Source organism: Paenibacillus sp. ICGEB2008 (genome assembly GCF_000307675.1).
In the GTDB taxonomy this organism is placed as follows: domain Bacteria; phylum Bacillota; class Bacilli; order Paenibacillales; family Paenibacillaceae; genus Paenibacillus; species Paenibacillus polymyxa.
This window is the reverse complement of sequence record NZ_AMQU01000022.1, coordinates 23,533-48,055: the sequence shown is the minus strand read 5'-3', so window position 1 is coordinate 48,055 and position 24,523 is coordinate 23,533. Positions and strand designations below refer to the sequence as shown.

Sequence of the window (24,523 nt, the reverse complement as noted above, 5' to 3'; positions counted from 1 at the left end):
CCTCTATTCGTCAGCCAGCCATGTACGAAGCAGATTGACGAATTCGTCGGGTTTCTTTTTCGCCAGACTTTCAAGCTGTTTACGCACTTGACTTTCATTTGTCACACTTTCCATGGTAATGGACGGGAATTCCGTCGGCGTTGGCATGAGTTGCAATTCTTCATCCAACTCTTCTTCCTGATTACGACGACTGCGTACGATGAAGAAGATTACACCCGCCAACAGTGCCAGAACTGCAGCTCCGATGCCCCACATCCACGGGTTGGAAGCTGAGAAGAATGTATTGGTACTCGTAGGCGCCGGAGCAGCTTGCGAGAACACTGAAACCTTTTTAGCCAAATCAGCGTCTGTAAAAGTAGTACCGGAATTCGCCAGCGACGCTCTTACAATATTAACCAAAATATTTTGAATTGCTGTCTGAGTTGCAGTATCCAACGTTTGCTGACCTGTTGGTGGTTCAACTGCTACATTAATGGTTAAATCTTTTACAGTGTACGGACTTTGGATAATATCCCTTGCAATTCGGTTAACTTCATAGTTAATCGTACTTGAGCTCTTATCCGAGCTGGTATTGCCCGAATTGGCTCCTCCAGGGTAACCCGGGACATCCTGCGTTCCTGTCCCTGCAACTCCTCCGGTCTGTCCACTACTGCCCGTATAACTTTCCTGAATTTGTTGGGCACTGATTTCAATACCCTTCATTTTCGTTTGGTCAACAGGTGTGACCATTTGTTCCTTTGATGTTACTTTGTCGAAATTTAGTTGGGACATAACGAGCACGTTTACCTTGTCGTCTCCAACAATTTTCGACAAAAATTGTTGAACATTATTCCTTACATCGCTCTCAAACTTCTTCTGTAGAGCCATGTTTTCCTGAACACCACTCGTGAGTCCGCCTTGGCCGCCCTTGGCCGTTGGAATCAACTCATATTCCTTGTTCGTGATCGTAATATTTTCTACTGGCAAATTCGGTACAGCCGTTTTTACCAGGTTAAAATATCCGTCGATCGCTTGTTGATTGGGAGTAAAGCCAGGTTCAAATTCCATTTGAACCGAAGCAGATGCTTTGTCCTTTTCTTCAAGTCCGGCAAAGATATTTTCCTTTGGCATATTAATGACAGCCTTGGAGCTTTGGACACCATCCATCCGTTCCAACAGTTGCTGTACTTCGCCGTTCAATGCGTTATTGTACTTCACATTGAACTCGTTCTCCGTCATACCTATGGCCGAGGAGGACTGGTCAAAGGCGCTCATGCCGATTGACCCTTTCTGTATCAGGCCTTGAGACCCAACATCTACCTTCGCCTTATCTGCATTTGCGGTTGGGACTGAAATTTGTGTCCCCCCAGCATTAAGCTGATATGGTATACCCGCAGAATCGAGATATTTAATGACCCCAGCGGCATCATTTGCATTAAGATCCTGGAAGGCCACTTCATACTCAGTTTTGGTAAACTGCATCGTTAGCACTACAATGGCGATAATGATGAATGCTAATGTCGAAACAAGTAATATCTTCTGTTTTTTGCTGAAATTATTCCAATACCCGGAAATCTTATCCCGGTATTGGGCGATTCTCTCGTTCACTCCGTCACCCCATCCGAAACTTTGCTAAACCCTCACTTTACATCTGTGTACGCATGATCTCCTGATAGGCTTCGATCGCTTTGTTTCGGACCTGTGTAGTAAGCTGCAGGGAAAGCAGCGCTTGTTGTGAAGTGATCATGACCTGATCTACATCAACTTTGCCTGCCATGAATTGGTCGGACATCTGGTGTGTAGCGGCTTCCTGCTGCCCTACTTCATTAAGAGCATCCTTTAGGAAGGAGCCAAAATCCTTCAAGGATTCGGAAGGCGTCGCTTTCGTCAACTCATTGTTAGGCGATTGAATCTGCTGTATTACCGGTGTCTGTACGTTAAACATGGCGTTCTGAATCATGTTTTACTCTCCCTATTAAGTAGTTAGTAGTCCTGGAACTTAGCGACCGATTTCAAGCGCTTTGGAAACCATCGCCTTTGAAGCATTCAGAGCTGTTACATTGGCTTCGTATGAGCGTGTTGCGGAAATCATGTCGACCATTTCTTTCATTATGTCTACATTAGGCATATATACATAGCCATCTTTATCAGCGTCCGGATGACCCGGATTGTACACTGGCTTCAAAGGTGACTGATCTTCCTGAATTTGCGAAACTTTAACGCCAGCGGCGCTTGTACTATTTCCTTCCATTTGAGCCTTCAAAACATCGGCAAAGCCAGATTGGTTCGGCTCCAAAACAACCGTTTTTCTTCGATATGGAATTGCTTGTCCATTCTCCACCTTCGCCCGAGTTGTCTCTGCGTTGGCAATGTTGCTCGATATAACGTCCATCCGCAACCGTTGGGCCGTAAGAGCAGATGCACTAATATCAAAGCCGTTGTTAATCTTCACCTCGTCCTATCTCCCTTCTACCGCTGTTCTCATCATTTTGATGCGCTCATTAATTTCTTGGATGTAGGTATTATATCTTAGTTGATTTTCAGCCATAAGACTCATTTCTCTGTCTATATCTACGTTGTTCATGTTGTTATTCATGACTGAGTACCCATCTTTGGTGACCGTGGCATCAGGAATGGAGTTCACAGGTCCTATTTGAAAATGTCTTGAATTGGTTACTTTTCCACGCAGTGGCGTGACATCACCGTCCATTTGCTGTTGAAGCAGTTCTTCAAATGAAACCTCCGAACGCTTAAAATACGGGGTATCCGCATTGGAAATATTATCGGCCATCACACGTTGTCTCGTATTGGCCGCCTGTACACCTGCCTGAAGCTTTTGAAAGCTTATATCACCCAGCAGATTCATTTAGCTCCTCCCTCCAGCGTCTACTCCAAAGTAAGATTCAATAAAACAAGATTTTTCACTTTTTTTCGACAATAAAATTTCATAATTATACATTTCTTTTAGGTCTTAAGTAGAAAATCTTAACTTTCTGTCATATATTCTAAGTTTCGTAGAGTTGGGACCTAATTACAATAAGAAAAAAGCCCTATCTTTTTTAAAAAAGAGGGCTTTAGATGCATAAAATGTTAAATTTTTCAGGTTTTTTTCAAGAAAATGAATGTTTTCTTAGCACTTTACACCTGTAAAAGATTATACGTCCTACTTTTGGAATAGACAGAAAAATCATCAACTTAACCTGTGTCTAGGACTAAACGACGGTGCAAGATAGTGTTATTCTGGACCACACACCCTATTTTTAGACACCCTGTTCATAAAATATACTGACTAAGGTCCCTGTTTTGGGCAATATCTCCCAGCTTCTCACGCACATATTCCGGGGTAATGATCATACGATCCAATGTAAGCTCCGGGGCTTCAAATGACAGATCCTCCAGTAGCTTCTCTAAGATGGTATGCAAACGCCGTGCGCCGATATTTTCGGTGTTGCGATTAACGGACTCGGCAATACTAGCGATCTCACGAATCGCTTCCGCAGAAAATTCGACTTCTATTTCCTCGGTGCGGAGCAGTTCAGTGTATTGCTTGGTCAGCGCATTTTTAGGCTCCGTCAATATCGACACAAACTCATCCAAGGTCAGACTGCTTAGCTCCACACGGATTGGAAAACGACCTTGAAGCTCTGGGATCAGGTCTGATGGTTTAGCCACATGAAAAGCTCCAGCAGCAATAAACAGAATGTAGTCTGTTCTTACCGGGCCGTATTTGGTCATAATGGTAGAGCCCTCGACAATAGGTAAAATATCGCGCTGGACTCCTTCTCTCGACACATCAGGGCCACTCCCCTTGCCTTGGCTGGCAATCTTATCTATTTCATCAATAAAAATAATACCGGATTGCTCAGCACGCTTCACAGACTCCTGAATCACATCATCCATATCGATCAACTTGGCTGCTTCATCTTGAATCAGTACCTTGCGAGCTTCCTTGATTGGTAGCTTGCGCTTCTTCGTCCGCTTAGGAAGGAAACTTCCGAACATCTCCTGCATATTCATACCCATTTGTTCATTCCCTTGCCCAGCAAACATATCGAGCATATTGGGTGCGGTATCCTCCACATCAATCTCTATGACATCATCCTCAAGCTTACCGGACAACAGATCAAATTTAACCTTGCGTCGCTTCTCTGCTAAGGTTCCGTCCTGTTGTGGTGGTTCTTCTTCTACCGAAGTCCCTGTGTTATTGCCAAAAAGCATTTCAAAAGGATTACGTTGCGATTTATTTGACTTTTCTGCAGGTACAAGGATATTGACAATCCGTTCATTTGCCATGTCCTCCGCTTTGTCTTTCACATTCTCTGTTCGTTCCGACTTGACGATACGGATAGAGGTTTCCATTAGATCCCGCACCATGGATTCTACATCACGACCGACGTAACCCACTTCTGTAAATTTGGTGGCCTCTACCTTGACAAAAGGTGCTCCCACGAGCCGTGCAAGTCTACGTGCAATTTCAGTTTTACCCACACCTGTCGGTCCGATCATCAAAATATTTTTAGGCACAATTTCATCCCGAATATCATCCGGCAGTTTACTACGCCGATAACGGTTGCGCAAGGCAACAGCAACTGATTTTTTAGCTTCCTTTTGTCCGACAATATACTTATCCAGCTCGGATACCACTTGTCTGGGCGTCAACGATTGATTATTCATTTTGCACTCCTCCACCCTTGAATACTCAGAGCCGACTTACAATTCTTCCACGATAATCTGACTGTTCGTATACACACATATTTCCGAAGCAACCTCTAACGCTTCCCGTGCCATGTCCTTTGCTTCCATACCAGAGCCATGACGTTTGAAAGCACGGGCAGCTGCCAATGCAAAATTACCACCTGAGCCAATGGCCAACACATCATCGTCAGGTTCAATAATTTCTCCGCCTCCAGAAATGAGCAGCATCCCGGATGAGTCCATCACAATCATCAGCGCTTCCAGCTTGCGTAGTACACGATCCTGCCGCCAGTCTTTGGCCAGTTCTACAGCAGCCCTTTGAAGATTGCCGTGATGTTCCTCCAGCTTATTTTCAAACTTTTCAAACAATGTGATAGCATCGGCCACCGAACCCGCAAATCCCGCAACGACCTGCCCACGATACAATCTGCGCACTTTTTTAGCCGTTTGCTTCATCACAACACTGTTGCCGAACGTTACCTGCCCATCACCCGCAATAGCTCCTTTGCCATTATGGCGTACAGCACAGATGGTGGTAGCATGAAAGGACATATCCATAACGCGCTCCTCCTTTTCCTTCATCCTTATGCCTGTACTTCTGTTGACATAACTCCCGTTTGGTTGATATAACCGCGCAAACTTTCCAACGCGCGATTTGCGAGAGCTTCATTCTTTTCCTTTTTGTTACGAATGCGTGTCTCCAGCTTTGGAAGAAGACCAAAGTTTGCATTCATCGGTTGGAAATGTTTGAAGTCAGCAGTTGTAATATATCGTGCCATACTGCCTAGTGTCGTTTCCGCAGGAAATACGAACATTTCCTGTCCACGTGCTGCTCGTGCTGCATTTATACCAGCCAGCAAACCTGAGGCCGCCGACTCCACATAACCCTCTACACCTGTCATTTGTCCGGCAAAGAACAGATTACTTCTTCCCTTGAACTGATAAGTTGGGTGAAGCTGTTGTGGAGAATTAATAAAGGTATTGCGATGCATCACACCGTAACGTACAAACTCTGCCTCTTCGAGTCCCGGAATCATTGAAAACACACGCTTTTGCTCCCCCCATTTGAGGTGAGTCTGGAAACCAACCAGATTATATAGCGTACCTGCAGCGTTGTCTTGTCGAAGCTGAACAACTGCATAGGGTAGTTCCCCTGTATGTGGATTTACAAGACCTACAGGTTTCATCGGTCCGAACAATGCCGTTTGTTTCCCGCGCTGCATCATCACTTCGATAGGCATACAGCCTTCGAAGTAGATTTCTTTTTCGAACTCCTTGACTTGTGCCACCTCAGCAGTAATCAAAGCCTCATAGAAAGCATCAAATTCCGCTTCGTTCATCGGACAATTTAAGTAAGCTGCTTCTCCTTTATCATAACGGGAAGCCAGATAGACCTTGCTCATATCGATGGAGTCCTTCTCTACAATCGGAGCTGCCGCATCGTAGAAATAAAAATACTCCTCTCCCATCAGCGTTTTGATCTGTTCTGACAAAGCTGGAGAAGTTAATGGTCCCGTGGCAACGACCACGATACCGTCCTGCGGGAGTTCCTGAAGTTCTTCATTAACGACTTCGATCAAAGGATGTTGATGAAGCGTATCTGTAATATGACCGGAAAATCCATCACGATCCACTGCCAATGCCCCACCAGCTGGAACAGCATGGAGATCTGCCGCACTCAGAACCAAAGAGTTTAGTATTCTCATTTCTTCCTTCAATACGCCTACTGCATTCGTCAGACCGTTCGCGCGCAAGGAATTACTACATACAAGTTCGGCAAATTTATCTGTATGATGTGCGGGCGTTTTTACAACCGGTCTCATTTCATATAATTTAACTGGCACTCCACGGCTTGCAATTTGCCAGGCAGCTTCGCTGCCCGCCAAACCTGCTCCGATGACCGTTACCTTTTGTTGTTCACTCACTTTTAAATCCCCCTGCTATCTTTGTTCTTAAGAAGTCTCTACACTCTCATCGCTCTCTTCCAGCATTTCGCTGTGATCGCAGACGGTGCAGTTGAGCTTCGTCCCCTGTTTAGTACGTTTTTCGACCATTAGGCCACTGCAACTTGGACAAGGCTTAATGGACGGTTTATCCCAGGATACAAAATCACATTCTGGATAGCGGTCACATCCGTAAAAGACACGTCCTTTTTTACTTCGTCGTTCGACGACATGTCCCTCACCGCATGTAGGACAATTCATCCCGATATCCTTGACAATTGGCTTGGTGTTACGGCAATCCGGGAAGGCAGAGCAAGCCAGGAATTTACCAAAACGACCCAGCTTATATACCATTTGACTGCCACACTTGTCACAGATGACGTCGGATACTTCATCCTTGATTTCAATTTCTTTCATTTCTTCTTCAGCCACTTCCAGACGCTTTTCGAATGACTCATAAAAGTCACTCAACACCTTGACCCAATCACCTTCGCCCTCTTCGACGTGGTCAAGATCACCTTCCATATTCGCAGTAAATTCTACATTCAGAATCTCTGGAAAAAATTCTTCCATCTGCTCAATGACCAACTCTCCCAGCTCGGTTGGGAAGAACTTCTTTTCCTCAATAGCGACGTAACCGCGCTTCTGAATGGTTTCCAGGGTCGGTGCATACGTACTCGGGCGTCCTATACCCAATTCCTCCAGTGTCTTCACCAGTCGTGCTTCCGTATAACGAGGAGGCGGTTGTGTAAAATGCTGCTTCGGTTCAACCGATTCCTTTTTCAGCTTATCGCCCGGCTGAAGTGGCGGCAACAGCTTATCTTCTTCGGTTTTACCGTCGTCATTCCCCTCCACATACACTTTCATGAAGCCTGGAAAGCGAACCTTCGAACCGGCTGCCCGGAATATCGTCTCGCCTGCTTCAATATCAACGGACAAAGTATCCATAATAGCGGAAGCCATCTGACTCGCCATAAAACGTTCCCATATCAGTTTGTACAATCGGAACTGGTCTCTACTCATAAAAGGCTTAACGGTTTCCGGATCACGCAAGGCGGAGGTTGGACGAATCGCTTCATGCGCATCCTGAGCATTAGCCGATTTTTTTGAATACTGACGAGGACTTTCAGGCACAAAATCTTCGCCATATTTTTGAATAATGACCTCTTTCGCTTCCTCTTGAGCCGAAGTAGCGATCCGTGTGGAATCCGTACGCATATACGTAATCAGACCCACAGTCCCTTCTTTACCTAAATCCACACCTTCATACAGCTGCTGCGCTACAGACATGGTTTTAGATGCCCGGAAGTTGAGCTTTCGAGCCGCCTCTTGCTGCAAGGAACTTGTTGTGAATGGAGGAGACGGATTGCGTAAACGCTCCTTCTCTTTCACATCGCGCACCTTGTAAGACGATTTTCCGATAGCTTCTAACACTTCTTGTACATCCGCTTCGCTAGAGAGCTCTTTCTTTTCGCCGCGTAGCTTATGGAATTTCGCTTCAAAAGTGCTGTCCTTAATAGCTAGTTTAGCTGTTATCGTCCAGTATTCTTCCGGTACAAACTCATTGATCTCGTTTTCCCGGTCCAAAATAATTTTCACTGCAACCGACTGTACACGCCCAGCTGACAGACCCTTTTTTACCTTTTTCCAGAGCAATGGACTAATTTTGTAGCCGACAAGTCGATCCAATATCCGTCGTGCCTGCTGCGCATTGACCAAATCCATATTGATCTTGCGTGGGGTTTTAAAAGCATCTTTGACGGCCTGCTTCGTAATTTCATTAAACACCACACGACAATCCGCCGTATCGTCCAGTTCCAGCGCATGCGCCAGATGCCAAGCAATAGCCTCACCTTCGCGATCCGGGTCAGCCGCCAGATATACTTTTTTTACTTTTTTTTCGGGCATCCTTTAACTCTTTTAGAATGGAGCCTTTACCTCGAATGGTAATATATTTGGGATTAAAATCATTTTCGACCTCTACGCCGATCTGGCTCTTAGGTAAATCCCTGATATGACCCATGGAAGCCTTGACGATATATTTGCTGCCTAAGTATTTGCCGATCGTCTTCGCCTTGGAAGGCGATTCCACGATGACGAGTGAATCCGCCATAGGCTCTTCCTCCTCTCAATTACACACATGAATATGATAGACTTCCTGAAATGTGGTGAGTATAGTTCGTTAGTACGAGCTATAAATTCAACACATTTCAGGAAGTGGGGAAGGAGTAGGTACCCGCGATGCGGATAAACGCCATGTTTCCCTCCACCTATGTTTAAAATTGAATTTTGCGCATTTACTAACTAAGGATTTGACAAAAACAACTACTAAATAAGCTTGTATTTTGTGCCCGCTAGCTGAGCGATCCTTTTTTTTATGATTAACGATAACAGAACTGCGTGTAAAAGTCCAAAATCCCATGCCGTAGCATCAAGCAGTTCATCCAGTGTCATGGTTCCTTGTTCCAGCAGCACCACCACACGATTTTCCTCAGAAGTCTCACTTTCTGATGCTTTGGAGATCTTCTTAAGATTAAGACTCTGTTCTCTATTGTATGAAGAAACCTGCATTGTACGCAAATCTGCTTCATACTCCTCAATAATATCCGAAGCCTCAGTGACCGTTTTGGCTCCTTGCTTAATCAAGTTCAGCGTGCCTCTACTCTTCGGTGACGTAATGGGCCCAGGAACAGCAAACACATCTCGATTTGCCTCCAGCGCAGCATCCGCTGTAATCAAGGAACCGCTCCTAGCGTCTGCTTCGACAACGAGTGTCCCCTTCGTTAAACCGGCAATAATGCGATTACGTTGTGGAAACATCCCGGGATGCGACCTCGTACCTGGAGGATACTCCGATACGATCAGACCTTTACTAACCATCTCTGCAAACAAAGAGGCATTTTGGGGAGGATAAATTTGATCAATCGCTGTTCCAAGCACACCAATCGTGTTGCCTCCCCGGCGTAGGGCTGTTTCATGGCAAATACTATCAATTCCTCTCGCTAATCCACTCACCACTGTAATCCCTGCATTACATAATTCCTCTGTTAGTATCTCCGCTGCTCTTCGACCATACGCAGTAGGAACGCGAGTTCCTACCATGGCTACAGAGCATGTGTGCAAAAGTGATTTATCCCCTTTTGTATACATTACCCAAGGTGGGTCAACTGTTTCCTTCATTAATAGGGGGTAATCTTCGTCCACATAAGTTACCATACCAATATCACTCGATTGAATTCGCTGATATCGTTCATGTACCCATTCTTCATCGTAACACTGTGCCGCAATGCGTGCCTGGTTGGGACTTAAGCCTATCTCAATCCACTTTTGTTCGCTAAAATGCAGTAGCTCATGCAATCGATAATCACTCGACCAAATACGCTGAATTGTTCTTCTTCCGATTCCTTCTAACTCATGTAGACCTAATAAAAGCCATCTTTCTTCCAAACTGTGGTTCCCCCATTCATGGAAGAGTGAACCCTTCCTTATTTTGTGGCACAATGAATCATTTTGCAAGCGTTTCCCTGACAAGCCTGTCTTAACGCAAAAAAAGCAACCTTTTCATCCCCTGTTTCAGAAGATAAAAAGGTTGCTTACCTTTCTTTCATTATACACTAGCCAGCAGCAAATTTCGATGCTGATTTACAGCCTGTATATTAATGAAGAAACACGATTTAATGTGTCGTACACAGATTCAAAATACCACGCGCTTCCAACACACTTACCAGTGTCGAGCCCATTTCGGAAGGAGTCGGCGCCACCTTGATCCCGCAGGCTTCAAGCGTAGCAATCTTCTCTTTTGCCGTTCCCTTTCCGCCAGAAATAATGGCACCTGCATGCCCCATCCGTTTGCCTGGAGGCGCAGTCACCCCACCGATAAAGCCAACCACCGGCTTCGTCATATTGTCCCTGATCCACTCGGCAGCCTCTTCCTCGGCTGTACCACCGATTTCTCCGATCATAATGACAGCATGAGTGTTGGGGTCCTCATTAAAGCGATGTAAAATATCAATAAATTCTGAACCTTTAACTGGGTCACCACCAATACCAACCGCGGAAGATTGACCTATACCTCTAGTGGTTAACTGATGCACTGCCTCATAGGTCAAAGTACCACTACGTGACACAACGCCTACATGACCTGGCAGATGAATGTAACCTGGCATGATACCAATCTTACACTCTCCTGGCGTAATAACACCCGGACAGTTAGGGCCAATCAGAACGGTCTTTTTGCCTTCCATAAAACGTTTGACCTTGATCATATCAAGCACCGGAATCCCCTCTGTGATACAAATCACGAGGTCCAGTTCCGCATCCACAGCCTCCAAAATGGAATCCGCTGCGAAAGCCGGCGGCACGTAAATGACGCTAGCAGTTGCGCCTGTAGCTTCCTTGGCTTCGCTTACTGTATTAAACACTGGCAGTTTGACCTGTTGCCCGTTTTCCAGTGTAATTTCTACCTCGGTGCCTCCCTTACCTGGAGAGGTGCCACCTACCATTTGTGTACCGTAATCAAGTGCACCTTTGGCATGGAACAACGCCGTTTTTCCCGTAATCCCCTGTGTAATCACCTTTGTATGCTTATCGACCAAAATACTCACGATCTTCACATCCCCTATCGTTTATTCGGCATATCGGAATGCAAACAGGCTATTGAACAAGTTCAACGATTTTTTGGGCACCATCCGCCATGGAATCAGCTGCCACAATATTCAAACCGGATTCCGCTAAAATCTGTTTGCCGAGCTCAACATTCGTTCCTTCAAGACGGACAACAAGCGGTCGAGTCAGCCCCAACTGCTTGGCAGCCTCCACGACGCCATTCGCAATGATGTCACACTGCATAATCCCGCCGAAAATGTTGACGAAAATACCTTCTACCTTCGGATCGGACAAAATGATTTTGAACGCTTCGGTTACCTTTTCCGTTGTTGCACCGCCTCCAACGTCCAGGAAATTGGCCGGATCGCCACCGTAATATTTGATAATATCCATCGTGGCCATCGCCAAACCTGCACCATTGACCATACAGCCAATATTGCCGTCCAGAGCGATATAGCTTAGATCATATTTAGATGCCTCAATTTCCTTCTCGTCCTCTTCATCCAAATCACGCAATTCCAGAATATCCTTATGACGGAACAACGCATTGGAATCAAAATTCAATTTGGCATCTAGTGCCATTACATTCCCATCACCCGTAACGACTAGGGGATTAATTTCTGCAATCGAACAGTCCTTGTCCACAAATGCTTCGTAAAGCGCCAGCATAAACTTAACCGCTTTATTTACCAGCTCATTGGGAATATTAATCTCATACGCCAGTTTACGAGCTTGATACACCTGAAGCCCAATTGCTGGATCAACAACTGCTTTAAAAATCTTCTCCGGAGTAGCCGCAGCCACCTCTTCGATTTCCGTACCGCCTTCTTCGGAGGCCATCAATACGATGCGTCCAGTAGCGCGATCCACGACAACGCCTACGTAATATTCTTTGCGAATATCACAGCCTTCCTCAATCAAAAGGCGTTTGACTTCTTTACCTTCAGGTCCGGTCTGATGTGTCACAAGCACCTTACCCAAAATTTCAGAAGCGAAAGTACGCACCTCATCCAAACCTTTGGCAACTTTTACGCCACCCGCTTTACCGCGTCCACCAGCATGAATTTGTGCTTTTACGACCGTAACAGCGCTTCCAAGCGTTTCTGCCGCAGCAACGGCTTCTTCCACCGTGTAGGCAACCTTGCCGTTCGGTACAGCCACTCCGTACTGCTTTAATACTTCTTTACCCTGATATTCATGGATATTCATTCTGGAATCCTCCTATCAACATGACTGCAACAAGGGCGGTTCACAAGGAAATCTATACTAAACCTACATCATTGTAACATGTTTTTAAAACGCTTTCCTTATAATTTAACCTCATGAATTACAGTATTTTGATATCATTATCATTCCCAAAATCGAATGTTTGGATATTATTGGATTTTATTTTTTAATACAAATTCACACAAAAAAAGCACCTCCGCAAAATGGGATTACCTAATCCGCAATGAGAGGTACTTTATTTCATTAGAATTTAAGGGCATTTTTCTTTCAGTTAACAACAACTCATGTCGTAAGAATTCGCAAGAGCAACTGAAAGTATCTATTATGATTTTTCAATCTGTACATTCGCTTGATGAACACGATCAAGCAGATCATTAAACTGAAGCAAAAGCGACCCAAATTGATCATGAGTCATACTTGTTTTTTCTTGTATACATCCTGGTACAGACAGGGCTTTATCCCGCAACGCTCTTCCCTCTGTCGTCAAAGAAATCAGCACCTTACGCTCATCTTGAGTGGAACGCTTTCGATCGATCAACCCGGCATTCTGTAACCTCTTTAATAGTGGAGTTAGTGTGCCAGAATCCAAATATAACGCCTCACCCAATTCCTTCACTGTACACTCTTCACGCTCCCAAAGCACGATGAGCACCAAATATTGCGAGTACGTTACACCAAGCTTTTCCAGATAAGGCTGGTACAGCTTTGTAATCTCTCTGGAGCATGCATATATGGCAAAGCATAACTGATTATCAAGTTTCAACGCTGCATCTTTATTAAAATTGTTTTCCATGCTGTCTAGTCACCTGCTTTCGTCATTATTTTAGCACATTATATAACAAAATACATTCTAATTGCCTAAAATACTTTACAAACAAAAATTATTTTGATAAATTAAATTGTGTAAAATATAAATTGAGCGAGAGGCAGTGATTGGATTATGATGACCATTCAACAAAAAATGTATGAAACAACAGTAAAAGCAGTTGGTGGGCGTAACGGTTATATCGAGTCTTCTTCCCCTGAACTTCGTTTAGATATTGATACTCCAAAAGAAATGGGTGGCGCTGGTGGTGCAGGTACAAATCCAGAGCAGCTGTTCGCAGCAGGCTATTCTGCTTGCTTTGACAGTGCTTTAAATATGGTGGCTCGCATGCAGCGTGTAAAACATGAAGGTACCGAAGTCACAGCTACGGTCCATTTTGGCAAAGTCGAAGACGGTGGCTTCGGAATCGGAGTAAACCTCGACGTTCTGGTCAAAGGCCTAGATCATGAAACTGCGGTAAAACTGGTGGAAGGCGCACATGAACAATGCCCATACTCCCGCGCTACCCGCGGTAATATTGAAGTGAAACTGAACGTTTTGTAACTTAGAGTTAGAATGAAATTCACAACAAGCCCCTCAACCATATTGGTCAAGGGGCTTGTTGTTTTTCCATCAAGTAACATGGGAGATGATGCATAATCGTATATACGAAATTGATATACTCATAGTATAATCACTATTGTCATAATCTTTTTTTCTTCTCCAGGTCTTTTTGCCTGGAGCTTTTTTTGTCCTTTTTTCCGTTTTCTCTCGTACACATATCCTTTGGAAAACTTTTCCGTAAAAATGATCGTACTGTATCTGCTAATTTTATCGCCTTTTTACATTTCGGATAAATTGGCGCTTGCTTTATCCATATGGCGGTATTGAATAGCTTCAGCCACATGTGAAGTCGTAATTTTCTCTGACTCATGTAAGTCTGCAATGGTGCGGGACAGCTTGAGAATTCGATCATACGCACGCATGCTTAAACCAAGTGCATCCATCGTCTGATTAAGCAGCTCCGCTGCATTTTGATCTAATACTGCATATTTACGCAGCATCTGACCGGACAGCTCACTATTCCATGAAAAAGGAAGCTTACTGTATCTGCGGATTTGTATTGCTCGAGCAACCAACACCTGCTTTCTCATGTCAGCAGACGACAGGGATTCTTTTTCCTCCCGCCAGTCCTTTGGTTGTGATACCTCAAGCTGAAGATCAATTCGATCCAGCAATGGACCGGAAATACGTGAACGGTATCGAGCTACTGCTGTAGGTGAACAGGTACAGCGCTGATGTTCCGTGTTATTGCCAAAAAAGCCACAGTGACACGGATTCAAAGAAGCTGCAAGTAAAAAATGCGCCGGATACTTAAATACAGCACGTGAACGACTGATTGTCACATGGTGGTCTTCCAGGGGCTGCCGCAGCACTTCTAGCACATGGCGGCTAAACTCTGGCAACTCATCTAGAAATAAAATCCCTCGGTGTGCAAGACTGATTTCTCCTGGTTTGGGTATGCCTCCTCCGCCCACCAATCCAGCAGCAGAGATTGTATGATGAGGCGCACGGAAGGGACGAACATGCATGAGATGAGGCGAGGACTCCTTCCATTTTCCTGCTGCGCTGTATACCTTGGTCACTTCTAGCGACTCCTTTTCAGTCAAAGGCGGTAGGATAGAGGGCAACCTGCGGATGAGCATCGTTTTTCCAGCACCCGGTGGTCCCATAAGAAGAATATTGTGCATTCCTGCTGCAGCGATAACTAATGCACGTTTGGCGTGTAGCTGACCCAGCACATCGCTGTAATCCTCCATATTACTGGCTAGTTCTTCTTTCTCGCACAACGGTATATGCTCTGCTTGAGGTAAATGGCCATAGGAATGGATTATAACTTGCTTACTGGCAGTACAATTTTGATCGGTCACTTGGCCGTCAGGGATGCCTTGTGCATGATCATTAACTGGGATAAGATCCGCCAGATGGTGTATAGCGTAAATACGTATATCCGTAATTAGACGTGCCTCGCTTGCGTTTTCCTGAGGAAGCAGCACGGAATCGAATCCCTCTCGCTTGGCCAGATCAACCATGGACAACACCCCATTTACAGAACGAATGCTGCCATCCAGCGCCAGTTCGCCAATAAACAGCGTTCGTTCCCCCACTGGCAAAACAATCTGTTCACTGGTTGTCAGCAAGCCTAAAGCGATGGCAAGATCAAAAGATGAGCCTTCCTTACGCAAATCAGCAGGAGCTAAGTTAATCGTGATACGCTGGGATGGATATTTGAATCCGCAGTTTTTGATTGCTGCTCTCACACGCTCTACTGCCTCTCGAATGGCTGAATCCGGCAATCCGATTATCGCGGTTTGAGGCAAGCCATTGGACAAATCAATCTCAACTTCGATCAGAACGCCATCTATCCCATATAGACACGCTCCATGTAATTTTCCATACATATCAAAAAAGCACCTCTCCTCATATTGAAATGTCCCTCTCGGGAATCATTGCCTATATGAAAAAAGGTGCTTCCAAATTTTCATTCATTGCAAATATAATGTTTTAAATTTAGCTTTCAATCCTAATTTCAAACCCTCAACTAAGCTTATCTGACGACAGATTATTTGTCAATCAAGGTTAGCTTATCGGCTGCTGGAGTACGTGATCTTGATTCCGGGTTTCGTCCAAATCAAGTTTGGACAGCACTTCAACCAGCGCAGCATCCTCCTGAACAGGAACCATGTTCTTTGGCTTTTTCTAAAATGCTATCCGCAATGCGACCGCTCCCCTTGGCAACGACAATCGGCGCTTCGCTCTCACCGGGCGTATATTTAAGGGCGACCTGCGGATGAGCATCGTTTTTCTAGCACCCGGCCGTCCCATAAGAAGGATATTATGATACATTTTCACGCATTGAAAAACCAAGTAATATCAAGGGTTTGGCGATACTAGGCGGTTTTCCTTTCGGTGGGAGATCGCTTTTTTCTTTTAGGCTCTATTAAACACATTTGTGATTTTCTTATAATTTCATAAATACTATTAATTTAAAATTTATCAGGAATGATGTATTGTCGAGTTTACTTTCCACGATGACGTAACTCTAAAAAGAAGACAAGTAAGCCGTCTCCCTTTGGGTCGGCGCGAAGAGGAGAAGCCGAAGGCTTGACGAGCGTTTCCTATTGCCGTACGCGGGAGTGCGATTTCCATTCTTTATTGATTTTCTTTACCCTAACTAAAGGATGGATCATCATGGATAACTGCGTTCTCCGATAGATAAGTCTGATGAGAAATTGAAGGAACAAAAAAAACTGAGAGGTCAGGACTTTTTGCTCTGTGCGCTGCCGCGAATTCGACATTTTATTTCCGCGTAGTGGCGGGAGTTTTCAGTTTTCACCCGTGAGAAGTGCGTTCAGCAGGTCTGAACGATTAGAAAACCACGACTGAAAGTCGTATATTGAGGGGACTACCCCAGCCAGTATTCCCACGTACAATTACTATACCGTCGTCATGCGGAACGACGTTATGGATCGTCATGGTAGCAGCTCCTTGAAACGGCTTAACTTGACCGCCAAAAATACCAATTTCCGTGATCGAGACAAGTACCCTACTTGAGGAATTAACAAACCCAGCCAGGTTCAAGCGACTTTGGAACAAATTCGGACCTACATTGTTGAGACTAAAAATGAATGCGGTACCTGCTTTAGTTCTTAGGCGACGCGTAGGTTTCAGAATTTTTCTAGAAGAATTTACTTTTCCCATTCGAATCAACTTCCCTTCTTTTGTAATAATATAGAATATGCTAGTTTTTATAGAATCGAAACAGACAAACAGATTGAAAAAAATGACCATCTTTATCAGTAGGCAATAAAAAAAAGCCCCGCGATGTCAGGGCTATGCTCGTAAACTTGATTGAAGTGAGCGAACGAAAAACGACGGAGAGCTGCTCAAGCGGATTGCCACGCTACAAATGAAGATCAAGGAACTCCATCACTTGGCCGTCTGGGGTGCCTTGTGCATGATCATTAACCGGAATAAGATGCACTAGATGGCGTATGACGTATAGCGTAAATACGTATATCCGTAATTAGACGTGCCTCGCTTGCGTTTTCTTGAGGAAGCAGCACGGAATCGAATCCCTCTCGCTTGGCCAGATCAACCATGGACAACACCCCATTTACAGAACGAATGCTGCCATCCAGCGCCAGTTCGCCAATAAACAGCGTTCGTTTCCCCACTGGCAAAACAATCTGTTCACTGGTTGTCAGCAAGCTTAAAACGGTGGCAAGATCAAAAGATGAGCCTTCCTTACGCAAATCAGCAGGAGCTAAGTTAATCGTGATACGCTGGGATGGATATTTGAATCCGCAGTTTTGATTGCTGCTCTCACACGCTCTACTGCCTCTCGAATCGCTGAATCCGGCAATCCGATTATCGCGGTTTGAGGCAAGCCATTGGACAAATCAGTCTCAACTTCGATCAGAACGCCATCTATCCCATATAGACACGCTCCATGTAATTTTTTATACATATCAAAAAGCACCTCTTCTCATATTGAAATGTTCCTCTGGGGAATCATTGCCTATATGAAAAAAGGTGCTTCCAAATTTTCATTCATTGCAAAAAAATATAATGTTCTAAATTTAGCTCTCAACCCTAATTTCAAATCCTCAACTAAGCTTATCTGACGACAGATTATTTGTCAATCAAGGTTAACTTATCGGCTACTGGAGTACGCGATCTTGATTCCGGGATAACATCAGGATAGCCTGCATATATCATTCCAATTACCTTCTCACCTGGTTGAATTCCCAAGCATTTACGGAATTTAGGCGAATACAAAAATGGTTTTGTTACCCAAAACGTTCCGATTCCTTTGCTCCATGCAGCAAGCATAAAGTTCTGTACAAGCGCGCTGACCGCTGCAAAATCTTCATCCCAAACTGCTTGACGCGGGTCTTCTTCCATCACTACTAAAAGCTGAATCGGGTTGTGTAAAATCCCACTTTCAAACTTGTTATCCTTACCGATATCGGCGGCAATTGCCTCTGCAAGCTTTCTCCGTCCCTCACCAGCAAACAACAGAAAGCGCCACGGTTCACGCATTTTATGATTAGGAGCCCATACCGCGACGTCCAGTAGTTCTTTAATCGTATCTACCGGGATAGAGTCAGATTTGAATCGTTTAATCGTCCGGCGTTCCTGAATTACATCTATGACATGTTCACTAAAGGTATGCTTTGTCACGTAAATCCTCCTTCACAGGTACAACGACTAGATATTCATTATAGAATGAAAATGATAACTATTCTCAATAAAATATACCTGCAGCTTTCCTTTCTGTCAACCTGTACATATGAATTCAGTCCTGCGCTCCAACCTTCGTAAGTTCTTACTCTTTTAAAATGCATCTATAAAATGGTCCGTAACCACAGCCGTTTCATCAGATAATCGTACAGAAATCATATCAAAACGAATTGGAGCATCTCCAATTCCGTTCATATGCAAGTATACTGCGGCTGTTTGACGAACCTGGGTGATTTTACGCGGAGTAACTGATTCTGCTGGTGTTCCATATTTGGAGCTACTTCGGCTACGTACTTCAATAAACACGAGTATATGCTCCTGCCTGGCAATCAGATCTATTTCCCCGCTGCGGCATCGCCAATTGCGGTCTAGGATACGATAACCCAGGGTTTCTAAAAACAAAGCTGCAGCCTCTTCTCCCATTGCTCCTTTGGCTTTCCGTTGATCCTTACCTCTCGTCTTCATGTCATACCCCATCACCAGTCATCTCTTGGAGCAAGCCGATCCATTTGATAAATATAGGTTAGCACCTCTGCTACCAACTGATAGAGTTCAGCTGGGATTTGCTCGTCCAAATCAAGTTTGGACAGTACTTCAACCAGCGCAGCATCCTCCTGAACAGGCACACCATGCTCTTTGGCTTTTTCTAAAATACTGTCCGCAATGCGGCCGCTTCCCTTGGCAACAACAATCGGCGCTTCGCTCTCACCGGGCGTATATTTTAGGGCGACCGCCTTCTTCATGGAAGGAGAGGGAGGGTCCAAGGGCTCTTTCATATTTTAAGATCGACTCCTTTATATGGCTGAGGTACATAGCTTTGTACCTCTGAAGAGACGGAACTGCTCTGTTCAGTCCTTATGGGCATTGGCTCGATTCGCAGTGTTAGAAGTTGGTAGCCTAGCGACTCCAGCGCGGTGCGAATGGACTCACGTCCACTGGTTAACAGCGAAGCCGCCCATTCCTGATCATTATGAAGCTTGAGGCTTACTATCCGATCTACAACCTGTACATCCACTAACGTCGGACCAAGCCCTTTCATGTCCAAATCAAACCAAAGTCGACAGTTGGAGGCATCCAGTTCTCCGCGTTTGCCGCGGCGGGACTGAATCTGGATTGTAGCTGTTTCACGACCGTCCGGCCCAATAAACGGTATAAACATATGCACTTGTGCAAAAGGTGCCGTTCGGTCTGTATTGAGCAGCAGCTGCTGGCCTGTCAGGTGCTGTACAACCTGCTGTGCCGCCTCTTTCAAAGCAGGCGGCAGGTCGTCACTGCTCATTAGCTGGAGTAGTGCCCCTTTTACGGTGTCTGCGGCCGCTGACACGGAGTCGTCTGCCGTAGCCGCTAATCCCGGCAGCGTCTGCGGCACTCCCTCGGGCGGCTCTGTACGTGCCGCCGTCCCTTGCGCGAGCTGTGCAGTCGAGCGGTGTACCTGCTGCTCGTGCTCAGCACCGAGTAGCTTCAGCACGCGGCCTACCCACGGATCCTCCATAGGCTGATCTTCGTGCTCGTCGCCGTAGGCTGTGAAGCGGCAGCATCTGCCGTACGCGAAGCGCCAGCCGCTGGCTGCGCTACCTCTCCCTTGGACTGATCTGGCGCAGCCGTGCTCAGTTCGGGTGGCACTGCTGCACGCAGCTCTTGCAGAAGGAGACGCAGCCGCTGGATCGGAGCCTCTAGCGTAGCAGCGTTGCCCTCCGCGGAGGGCGGCGCAGAGCCAGCTGCTGACTGTGCAGAAGGACGGTCTGCCATGACTACATTTAAGGCAGACTTCGCCTCCGCAGGCTCTGCCGTGGCCGGAGCTGGAGCACCATCGGCATCCTTAAGCTGCGTACCTGCCGCAGTAGCTTGCTGTGGTTGCTCCGCTTTAGTGCGGGAGCCGTTTAATGCGTCAGCAGCGTCCGATTCAGGCGCATTTGCACCAGCGTCCAATACCACTGTCGCTCCTCGTCCGTTAACTGCTTCCGGCTCTTCTGAAGCAGTCCCGTTGGCTGCAAATGCAGTAGATCCCGCCGGAGTATCCGAATCGGTAGCCAAAACACTCGCTTCGCTCACTGTAGCAGCGAGATTGGCTGCCTGAGTCCCTTTTAACAATTCCTTGCCACCTGTGGCTTGTTGTCCCGTTTCTGCCTGTTTTGCAGCGGCAGTGCCAGAGGGCTCCTTGGACAATGTAAGAGTTTGGCCTTCCTGTCCATCTGCAATCATCACAGAAGAAGTGCCTGTTGGACTAGCTGATGTTCGGTCAGCGCTTTTTATTGTTGCTTCCCCAACTGAACGGTCAGTGGGCGTTCCCTGCCCTTGCTGCTTTAACACCGCTTCAAGTTCTTGCTCCAACGATGACAACAGATCATTTAAAGGAGGCCCAAACATCGTTTGGCGCAATCCATTTATGCTTTCGGCTGTTAATGGGAGTCCCCGCTGAAAGGCAACTGCCGCTGCCTGTACAAATGTGCCCAATTGCACATTTCCGCTTTGCTTCGACAAGGCTTCTTGTAAAGAAGCCGCATTTTCAGATGTCAACGGCACACCATTCTTTTGCATTGCCTGTATAAGCTCTCTGTTCTGAGCTGTATCCGGCAGTCCCACCGATTCCAATACATCTGTCAGCGCTACGGTTTGCTGTGGCATATTGGCAGCATCATTCAGAGGCTTAAGCACAGTCATTCCACTGGAAGAAGCCGGCTGTACCTGAAACGTTGCAGTCTGTCCAGGTTGAAGAGGGGTCTCCAGCTTTGCCCTAACCTGAGAACCCTGTATTTGCAACACTGCCTCGTCGCCGTCCTCAGACACCTTTAATACGACTCCTCTTACGACCTGGCCTGGCTGCATATCAAGTTTTTTCGCCTCTCCCGCCTTCACATCTCCAAGTAATCCACGGAATACAGATCCGATGTTCATATCGCCCCTCCCCTCGCTCTTCCCCTATCAAAGGGGCCTGTAATATTAGATATATTTTATATCGGTATTGTCCTGATTCATAATAAGTACCTACAGATCAAACAACGTCGGTTGCTCGGTTAACAAATTGCCCAGAAAGCTGCGTCTATGCATTTCTGTAGGCCCTAGCGCCAAAATTTGTTCTCTATGCAACTTGGTAGCATAACCTTTATGTATACCAATCCCATATTCCGGATATTTCGCATCCCATTCACCTTTGCATAGCCGATCACGGGTCACCTTGGCAATGATAGAAGCTGCTGCAATAGACTGACTGTTCGCATCCCCCTTAATGATGGATAGCTGGGGAATAGGCACATCTACCTTTTCTGCATCCACAAGTAAATAATCGGGAGACACATGCAAAGCCTCAATAGCCTTTTTCATAGCTAAACGAGCCGCTTGTTTAATATTGATATCATCAATCATCCGCGCGTCTACATGACCAATTCCTACAGCGATTGCCTTCTCCATAATCAGTTCGTAGTAGGCTTCTCTTTTCTTGTCCGTCAATTTTTTGGAATCGTCTACACCCTCCAATAACTCACCTACTGGCAGAATGACTGCTGCCGCCACAACATCTCCAAACAGACATCCACGCCCCACCTCGTCAATACCTGCAATCCGCTCCCAAGATTGCTCCCAGCATTTTTTTTCATAGTGTAGCATGTCCTTTACTGCATTCTCTTTAGCTTCCACAATCAATACCTGCCCATCTTTACGTAGTTTATGCTTCACTCATGCCGTAGCTCTAGCGATTGAATTCAGCTTACCACAGACCTCTACCGTTCAAAACCCTTTTCTATCTACCTTTACATACCAAAAAACCTTCCTCCTCTCCGGAGAGATGAGGAAGGTTCTTCCTTGCCACAAAATGCAATCTTCTGTATCAGGTGTACTAGGATTATCAGTATGGTGCTTCTAAACTGAATCGTCCCAGCTTGCCTGCACGCAGCTCACGCAAAATAATTTTTGACGCCTTTTCGAGATCTACACGCCCGCCACTCACAATACAGCCACGTTTACGTCCGATAGCCTCCATAACGCTCACAACATCATCTGGATTTTCTGTATCCTCAGGACGTTCGGTAAGCTCAAAACGCTCTGCCATGGTATCCCAATAATATTGGACAAAATATTTTGTCGCGAAAAAGGCAATGTCCTCTACATTTAGAATTTCTTCCTTGATCGCGCCTGTAACTGCCAGACGATAGCCGACGTTCTGATCCTCAAATTTAGGCCACAAAATACCTGGTGTATCCAACAACTCAATTTCACCGGTCTTGATCCACTGTTGCGCCTTCGTTACTCCTGGACGATCGCCTGTAGCTGCAATATTACGTCCTGCCATTCGGTTGATCAATGTCGATTTGCCGACATTTGGAATTCCGACAATCAAAGCACGTATAGGACGCGGATTCATTCCCTTCGAAATCTGCCGGTCTATTTTTTCCTTAAGTAACAGCTTGGCCTGAACCGGAATTTCTTTGAGCCCCGTCCCTGTCGAGGCATCCACCGGAAAGGCTACATGCCCCTGCTCCTTAAAGTAGGCAATCCATTGCTGTGATACTACAGGGTCCGCCAAATCTGCCTTGTTCAAAATAATCATTCGCGGCTTGCCTTGCAAAATATCATCAATCATCGGATTTCGGCTGGAAAGCGGCAACCGAGCATCAATCAGCTCAATAACCAAATCAATCAGCTTTAATTTTGCTTCAATTTGGCGGCGCGCTCTGGTCATGTGACCAGGAAACCATTGAATCGTCACCGTCATCACCCCATTGAGCGTAACCCCTACATTTACCCTTAGGCTCCTAGTTAGGGTTACGGCAGCTATGCTGCTTATTAGTTATTTCTAGTGGTTAATCCACTGCATATCTTTCACCGGCCAAAAAATGACATCAGCCCGGCCAACGACTTCCTTCAAATCAATGTATCCAATCATCCGGCTATCTGTACTATTGGAACGGTTATCGCCCATAACAAAAATATGCCCTTCTGGCACTTTTCCATCCTTAAATTTCTCATTTGGAAAATTGGTAAACTTGTTGTAAAGCTCGCCATTTTGATGTGCTTCTTCCAAAGAAGTCTTGAGATAAGGTTCTTGAATCGGCTTACCATTTACTGTAATCGTGTCACCTTCTACTTTGACCGTATCACCCGCAACGGCGATGACGCGCTTGATGAAGTCTCTCTTTTCTTCCGGGACATGGAACACAATTACTTCACCCGGTTTAGGAGCACGAAAATCATACAAAATCTCATTTACAATGACGCGTTCTCCGGTATGAAAGTTAGGCTGCATCGACGGGCCATCCACAATAAAAGGCTTAAAGAGAAGCCAGCGGATTAAAAAGACAAGCACTAACGCAATAATGATGGCCTTGAGCCACTCAAAAATCTCATTTTTTGGTTTACGCTTGGGCGTACCATCCTGATCAGTTGGCTGCTGTACAGCTCCTTGTCCTACTTCTTGTTCCATAGCTCACTGTCCTCTCTTTACGGTCAATAATCCACAGTTCCCTATGTACGTAGAAAAAACGAAAGGAGCTTGTAACCAAGCCCCTTTCGTTATTCGTTGTATTAACGACGAATTTCTTTAATTCTCGCTGCTTTACCGCGCAGTTCACGAAGATAATAAAGCTTCGCACGACGCACTTTACCACGGCGAGCCACTTCGATTTTATCGATTTTTGGGGAATGAAGCGGGAAAGTTCTTTCCACACCTACACCGTAAGAAATTTTACGAACTGTAAAAGTCTCACTGATTCCACCACCACGGCGTTTAATTACTACACCTTCAAACAACTGGATACGCTCACGAGTTCCCTCGATAACTTTCACGTGCACTTTCAAAGTGTCACCAGGACGAAAGTTAGGCAGATCTTTACGCAGTTGTTCTTCAGTAATCGCTTGGACGATATTCATCTATGACTCCCTCCTTCCGTACAGGTGTTCATGTTTCTTCTGGAAACTCTTCCGTTTCCTTCATCATCCACAGAGGACCACCGTATTACACACAACAGAT

The 24,523-nt window shown here is 45.6% G+C and carries 20 protein-coding genes and 4 pseudogenes; 1 reads left to right on the top strand and 23 read right to left on the bottom strand.

Going from position 1 to position 24,523, the window contains the following annotated elements:
• Positions 1-3: 3 nt before the first annotated feature.
• From fliF to C400_RS0119270, 12 genes and pseudogenes are all read right to left on the bottom strand, one after another.
• Positions 4-1,587: a flagellar basal-body MS-ring/collar protein FliF gene (fliF, locus tag C400_RS0119325; RefSeq protein WP_013370673.1), complete on the bottom strand. Its 1,584-nt coding sequence runs from the start codon at positions 1,585-1,587 to the stop codon at positions 4-6.
• A 37-nt stretch (positions 1,588-1,624) separates the two neighbouring features.
• Positions 1,625-1,939 (bottom strand): flagellar hook-basal body complex protein FliE, encoded by a 315-nt coding sequence (fliE, locus tag C400_RS0119320; RefSeq protein WP_007430020.1) that lies wholly within the window; start codon positions 1,937-1,939, stop codon positions 1,625-1,627.
• Positions 1,940-1,978: 39 nt separating this feature from the next.
• The gene (gene flgC, locus C400_RS0119315; protein WP_017427924.1) at positions 1,979-2,431 is read right to left on the bottom strand and encodes a flagellar basal body rod protein FlgC; all 453 of its coding nucleotides are present in this window, start codon (positions 2,429-2,431) and stop codon (positions 1,979-1,981) included.
• A gap of 6 nt (positions 2,432-2,437) precedes the next feature.
• The gene (gene flgB / locus C400_RS0119310; protein ID WP_017427923.1) at positions 2,438-2,845 is read right to left on the bottom strand and encodes a flagellar basal body rod protein FlgB; all 408 of its coding nucleotides are present in this window, start codon (positions 2,843-2,845) and stop codon (positions 2,438-2,440) included.
• A 407-nt stretch (positions 2,846-3,252) separates the two neighbouring features.
• Positions 3,253-4,653 carry an ATP-dependent protease ATPase subunit HslU gene (gene hslU / locus C400_RS0119305; RefSeq protein WP_017427922.1) on the bottom strand — a complete coding sequence of 467 codons (1,401 nt, stop codon included), beginning with the start codon at positions 4,651-4,653 and terminating at the stop codon, positions 3,253-3,255.
• A 36-nt stretch (positions 4,654-4,689) separates the two neighbouring features.
• Entirely contained in the window at positions 4,690-5,232 is a 543-nt protein-coding gene (gene hslV / locus C400_RS0119300) for an ATP-dependent protease subunit HslV (protein ID WP_013370669.1), read from the bottom strand.
• Positions 5,233-5,258: 26 nt separating this feature from the next.
• Positions 5,259-6,599 carry an FADH(2)-oxidizing methylenetetrahydrofolate--tRNA-(uracil(54)-C(5))-methyltransferase TrmFO gene (trmFO, locus tag C400_RS0119295; RefSeq protein ID WP_017427921.1) on the bottom strand — a complete coding sequence of 447 codons (1,341 nt, stop codon included), beginning with the start codon at positions 6,597-6,599 and terminating at the stop codon, positions 5,259-5,261.
• Positions 6,600-6,626: 27 nt separating this feature from the next.
• A pseudogene (gene topA / locus C400_RS0119290) lies at positions 6,627-8,730 on the bottom strand (type I DNA topoisomerase).
• Between the two features lie 215 nt (positions 8,731-8,945).
• Entirely contained in the window at positions 8,946-10,064 is a 1,119-nt protein-coding gene (gene dprA / locus C400_RS0119285; RefSeq protein WP_017427920.1) for a DNA-processing protein DprA, read from the bottom strand.
• A gap of 227 nt (positions 10,065-10,291) precedes the next feature.
• Positions 10,292-11,221 (bottom strand): succinate--CoA ligase subunit alpha, encoded by a 930-nt coding sequence (gene sucD, locus C400_RS0119280; protein WP_013370665.1) that lies wholly within the window; start codon positions 11,219-11,221, stop codon positions 10,292-10,294.
• Positions 11,222-11,270: 49 nt separating this feature from the next.
• Complete coding sequence (sucC, locus tag C400_RS0119275; RefSeq protein ID WP_016820942.1) at positions 11,271-12,431, bottom strand: ADP-forming succinate--CoA ligase subunit beta; 1,161 nt, start codon at positions 12,429-12,431, stop codon at positions 11,271-11,273.
• A gap of 340 nt (positions 12,432-12,771) precedes the next feature.
• Entirely contained in the window at positions 12,772-13,242 is a 471-nt protein-coding gene (locus tag C400_RS0119270) for a MarR family winged helix-turn-helix transcriptional regulator (RefSeq protein ID WP_016820941.1), read from the bottom strand.
• 147 nt (positions 13,243-13,389) lie between these two features.
• Between C400_RS0119270 and C400_RS0119265 the strand changes: the two genes are divergently transcribed.
• Positions 13,390-13,818, top strand: coding sequence for an organic hydroperoxide resistance protein (locus tag C400_RS0119265; protein WP_016820940.1), 429 nt, complete (start codon positions 13,390-13,392; stop codon positions 13,816-13,818).
• A gap of 278 nt (positions 13,819-14,096) precedes the next feature.
• Here C400_RS0119265 and C400_RS0119260 read toward each other — a convergent pair whose 3' ends face one another.
• The 11 genes and pseudogenes from C400_RS0119260 to rplS all read right to left on the bottom strand — a co-directional run bounded on the left by C400_RS0119260 (position 14,097) and on the right by rplS (position 24,423).
• On the bottom strand, positions 14,097-15,716 hold the full coding sequence (locus tag C400_RS0119260; protein ID WP_016820939.1) for a YifB family Mg chelatase-like AAA ATPase: 1,620 nt from the start codon (positions 15,714-15,716) through the stop codon (positions 14,097-14,099).
• 220 nt (positions 15,717-15,936) lie between these two features.
• Positions 15,937-16,099, bottom strand: a pseudogene (locus C400_RS26970) (EscU/YscU/HrcU family type III secretion system export apparatus switch protein); the annotation flags it as partial.
• Positions 16,100-17,245: 1,146 nt separating this feature from the next.
• Positions 17,246-17,785: pseudogene (locus C400_RS26965) on the bottom strand (magnesium chelatase domain-containing protein); the annotation flags it as partial.
• Positions 17,786-17,949: 164 nt separating this feature from the next.
• Positions 17,950-18,501: a nitroreductase family protein gene (locus C400_RS0119235; protein ID WP_017427918.1), complete on the bottom strand. Its 552-nt coding sequence runs from the start codon at positions 18,499-18,501 to the stop codon at positions 17,950-17,952.
• A gap of 153 nt (positions 18,502-18,654) precedes the next feature.
• The gene (locus tag C400_RS0119230) at positions 18,655-19,038 is read right to left on the bottom strand and encodes a YraN family protein (protein ID WP_017427917.1); all 384 of its coding nucleotides are present in this window, start codon (positions 19,036-19,038) and stop codon (positions 18,655-18,657) included.
• Positions 19,038-19,337, bottom strand: coding sequence for an EscU/YscU/HrcU family type III secretion system export apparatus switch protein (locus C400_RS0119225; RefSeq protein WP_017427916.1), 300 nt, complete (start codon positions 19,335-19,337; stop codon positions 19,038-19,040). The genes C400_RS0119230 and C400_RS0119225 overlap by 1 nt, the downstream gene beginning before the upstream one ends.
• Positions 19,334-21,456: pseudogene (locus C400_RS0119220) on the bottom strand (DNA ligase). Before C400_RS0119220 ends, C400_RS0119225 begins: the two are co-directional and overlap by 4 nt.
• Before the next feature lie 90 nt (positions 21,457-21,546).
• Complete coding sequence (locus tag C400_RS26300) at positions 21,547-22,233, bottom strand: ribonuclease HII (protein ID WP_017427915.1); 687 nt, start codon at positions 22,231-22,233, stop codon at positions 21,547-21,549.
• A 169-nt stretch (positions 22,234-22,402) separates the two neighbouring features.
• Positions 22,403-23,263 carry a ribosome biogenesis GTPase YlqF gene (ylqF, locus tag C400_RS0119210; protein ID WP_026065473.1) on the bottom strand — a complete coding sequence of 287 codons (861 nt, stop codon included), beginning with the start codon at positions 23,261-23,263 and terminating at the stop codon, positions 22,403-22,405.
• 87 nt (positions 23,264-23,350) lie between these two features.
• Positions 23,351-23,977 carry a signal peptidase I gene (gene lepB / locus C400_RS0119205; RefSeq protein ID WP_016819281.1) on the bottom strand — a complete coding sequence of 209 codons (627 nt, stop codon included), beginning with the start codon at positions 23,975-23,977 and terminating at the stop codon, positions 23,351-23,353.
• Between the two features lie 101 nt (positions 23,978-24,078).
• A complete protein-coding gene (gene rplS / locus C400_RS0119200; RefSeq protein WP_007429998.1) occupies positions 24,079-24,423 on the bottom strand; it encodes a 50S ribosomal protein L19 in 345 nt (114 codons plus the stop codon).
• Positions 24,424-24,523 lie beyond the last annotated feature (100 nt).

What these genes read in the sequence shown, in the direction of transcription:
- fliE (WP_007430020.1), bottom strand. Translation starts at nt 1,939, where the DNA reads ATGATTCAGAACGCCATGTTTAACGTACAGACACCGGTAATACAGCAG.
- flgB (WP_017427923.1), bottom strand. Translation starts at nt 2,845, where the DNA reads ATGAATCTGCTGGGTGATATAAGCTTTCAAAAGCTTCAGGCAGGTGTA.
- hslU (WP_017427922.1), bottom strand. Translation starts at nt 4,653, where the DNA reads ATGAATAATCAATCGTTGACGCCCAGACAAGTGGTATCCGAGCTGGAT.
- hslV (WP_013370669.1), bottom strand. Translation starts at nt 5,232, where the DNA reads ATGGATATGTCCTTTCATGCTACCACCATCTGTGCTGTACGCCATAAT.
- sucC (WP_016820942.1), bottom strand. Translation starts at nt 12,431, where the DNA reads ATGAATATCCATGAATATCAGGGTAAAGAAGTATTAAAGCAGTACGGA.
- C400_RS0119270 (WP_016820941.1), bottom strand. Translation starts at nt 13,242, where the DNA reads ATGGAAAACAATTTTAATAAAGATGCAGCGTTGAAACTTGATAATCAG.
- C400_RS0119265 (WP_016820940.1), top strand. Translation starts at nt 13,390, where the DNA reads ATGATGACCATTCAACAAAAAATGTATGAAACAACAGTAAAAGCAGTT.
- C400_RS0119260 (WP_016820939.1), bottom strand. Translation starts at nt 15,716, where the DNA reads ATGTATGGAAAATTACATGGAGCGTGTCTATATGGGATAGATGGCGTT.
- C400_RS0119230 (WP_017427917.1), bottom strand. Translation starts at nt 19,038, where the DNA reads ATGGGGTATGACATGAAGACGAGAGGTAAGGATCAACGGAAAGCCAAA.
- C400_RS0119225 (WP_017427916.1), bottom strand. Translation starts at nt 19,337, where the DNA reads ATGAAAGAGCCCTTGGACCCTCCCTCTCCTTCCATGAAGAAGGCGGTC.
- lepB (WP_016819281.1), bottom strand. Translation starts at nt 23,977, where the DNA reads ATGGAACAAGAAGTAGGACAAGGAGCTGTACAGCAGCCAACTGATCAG.
- rplS (WP_007429998.1), bottom strand. Translation starts at nt 24,423, where the DNA reads ATGAATATCGTCCAAGCGATTACTGAAGAACAACTGCGTAAAGATCTG.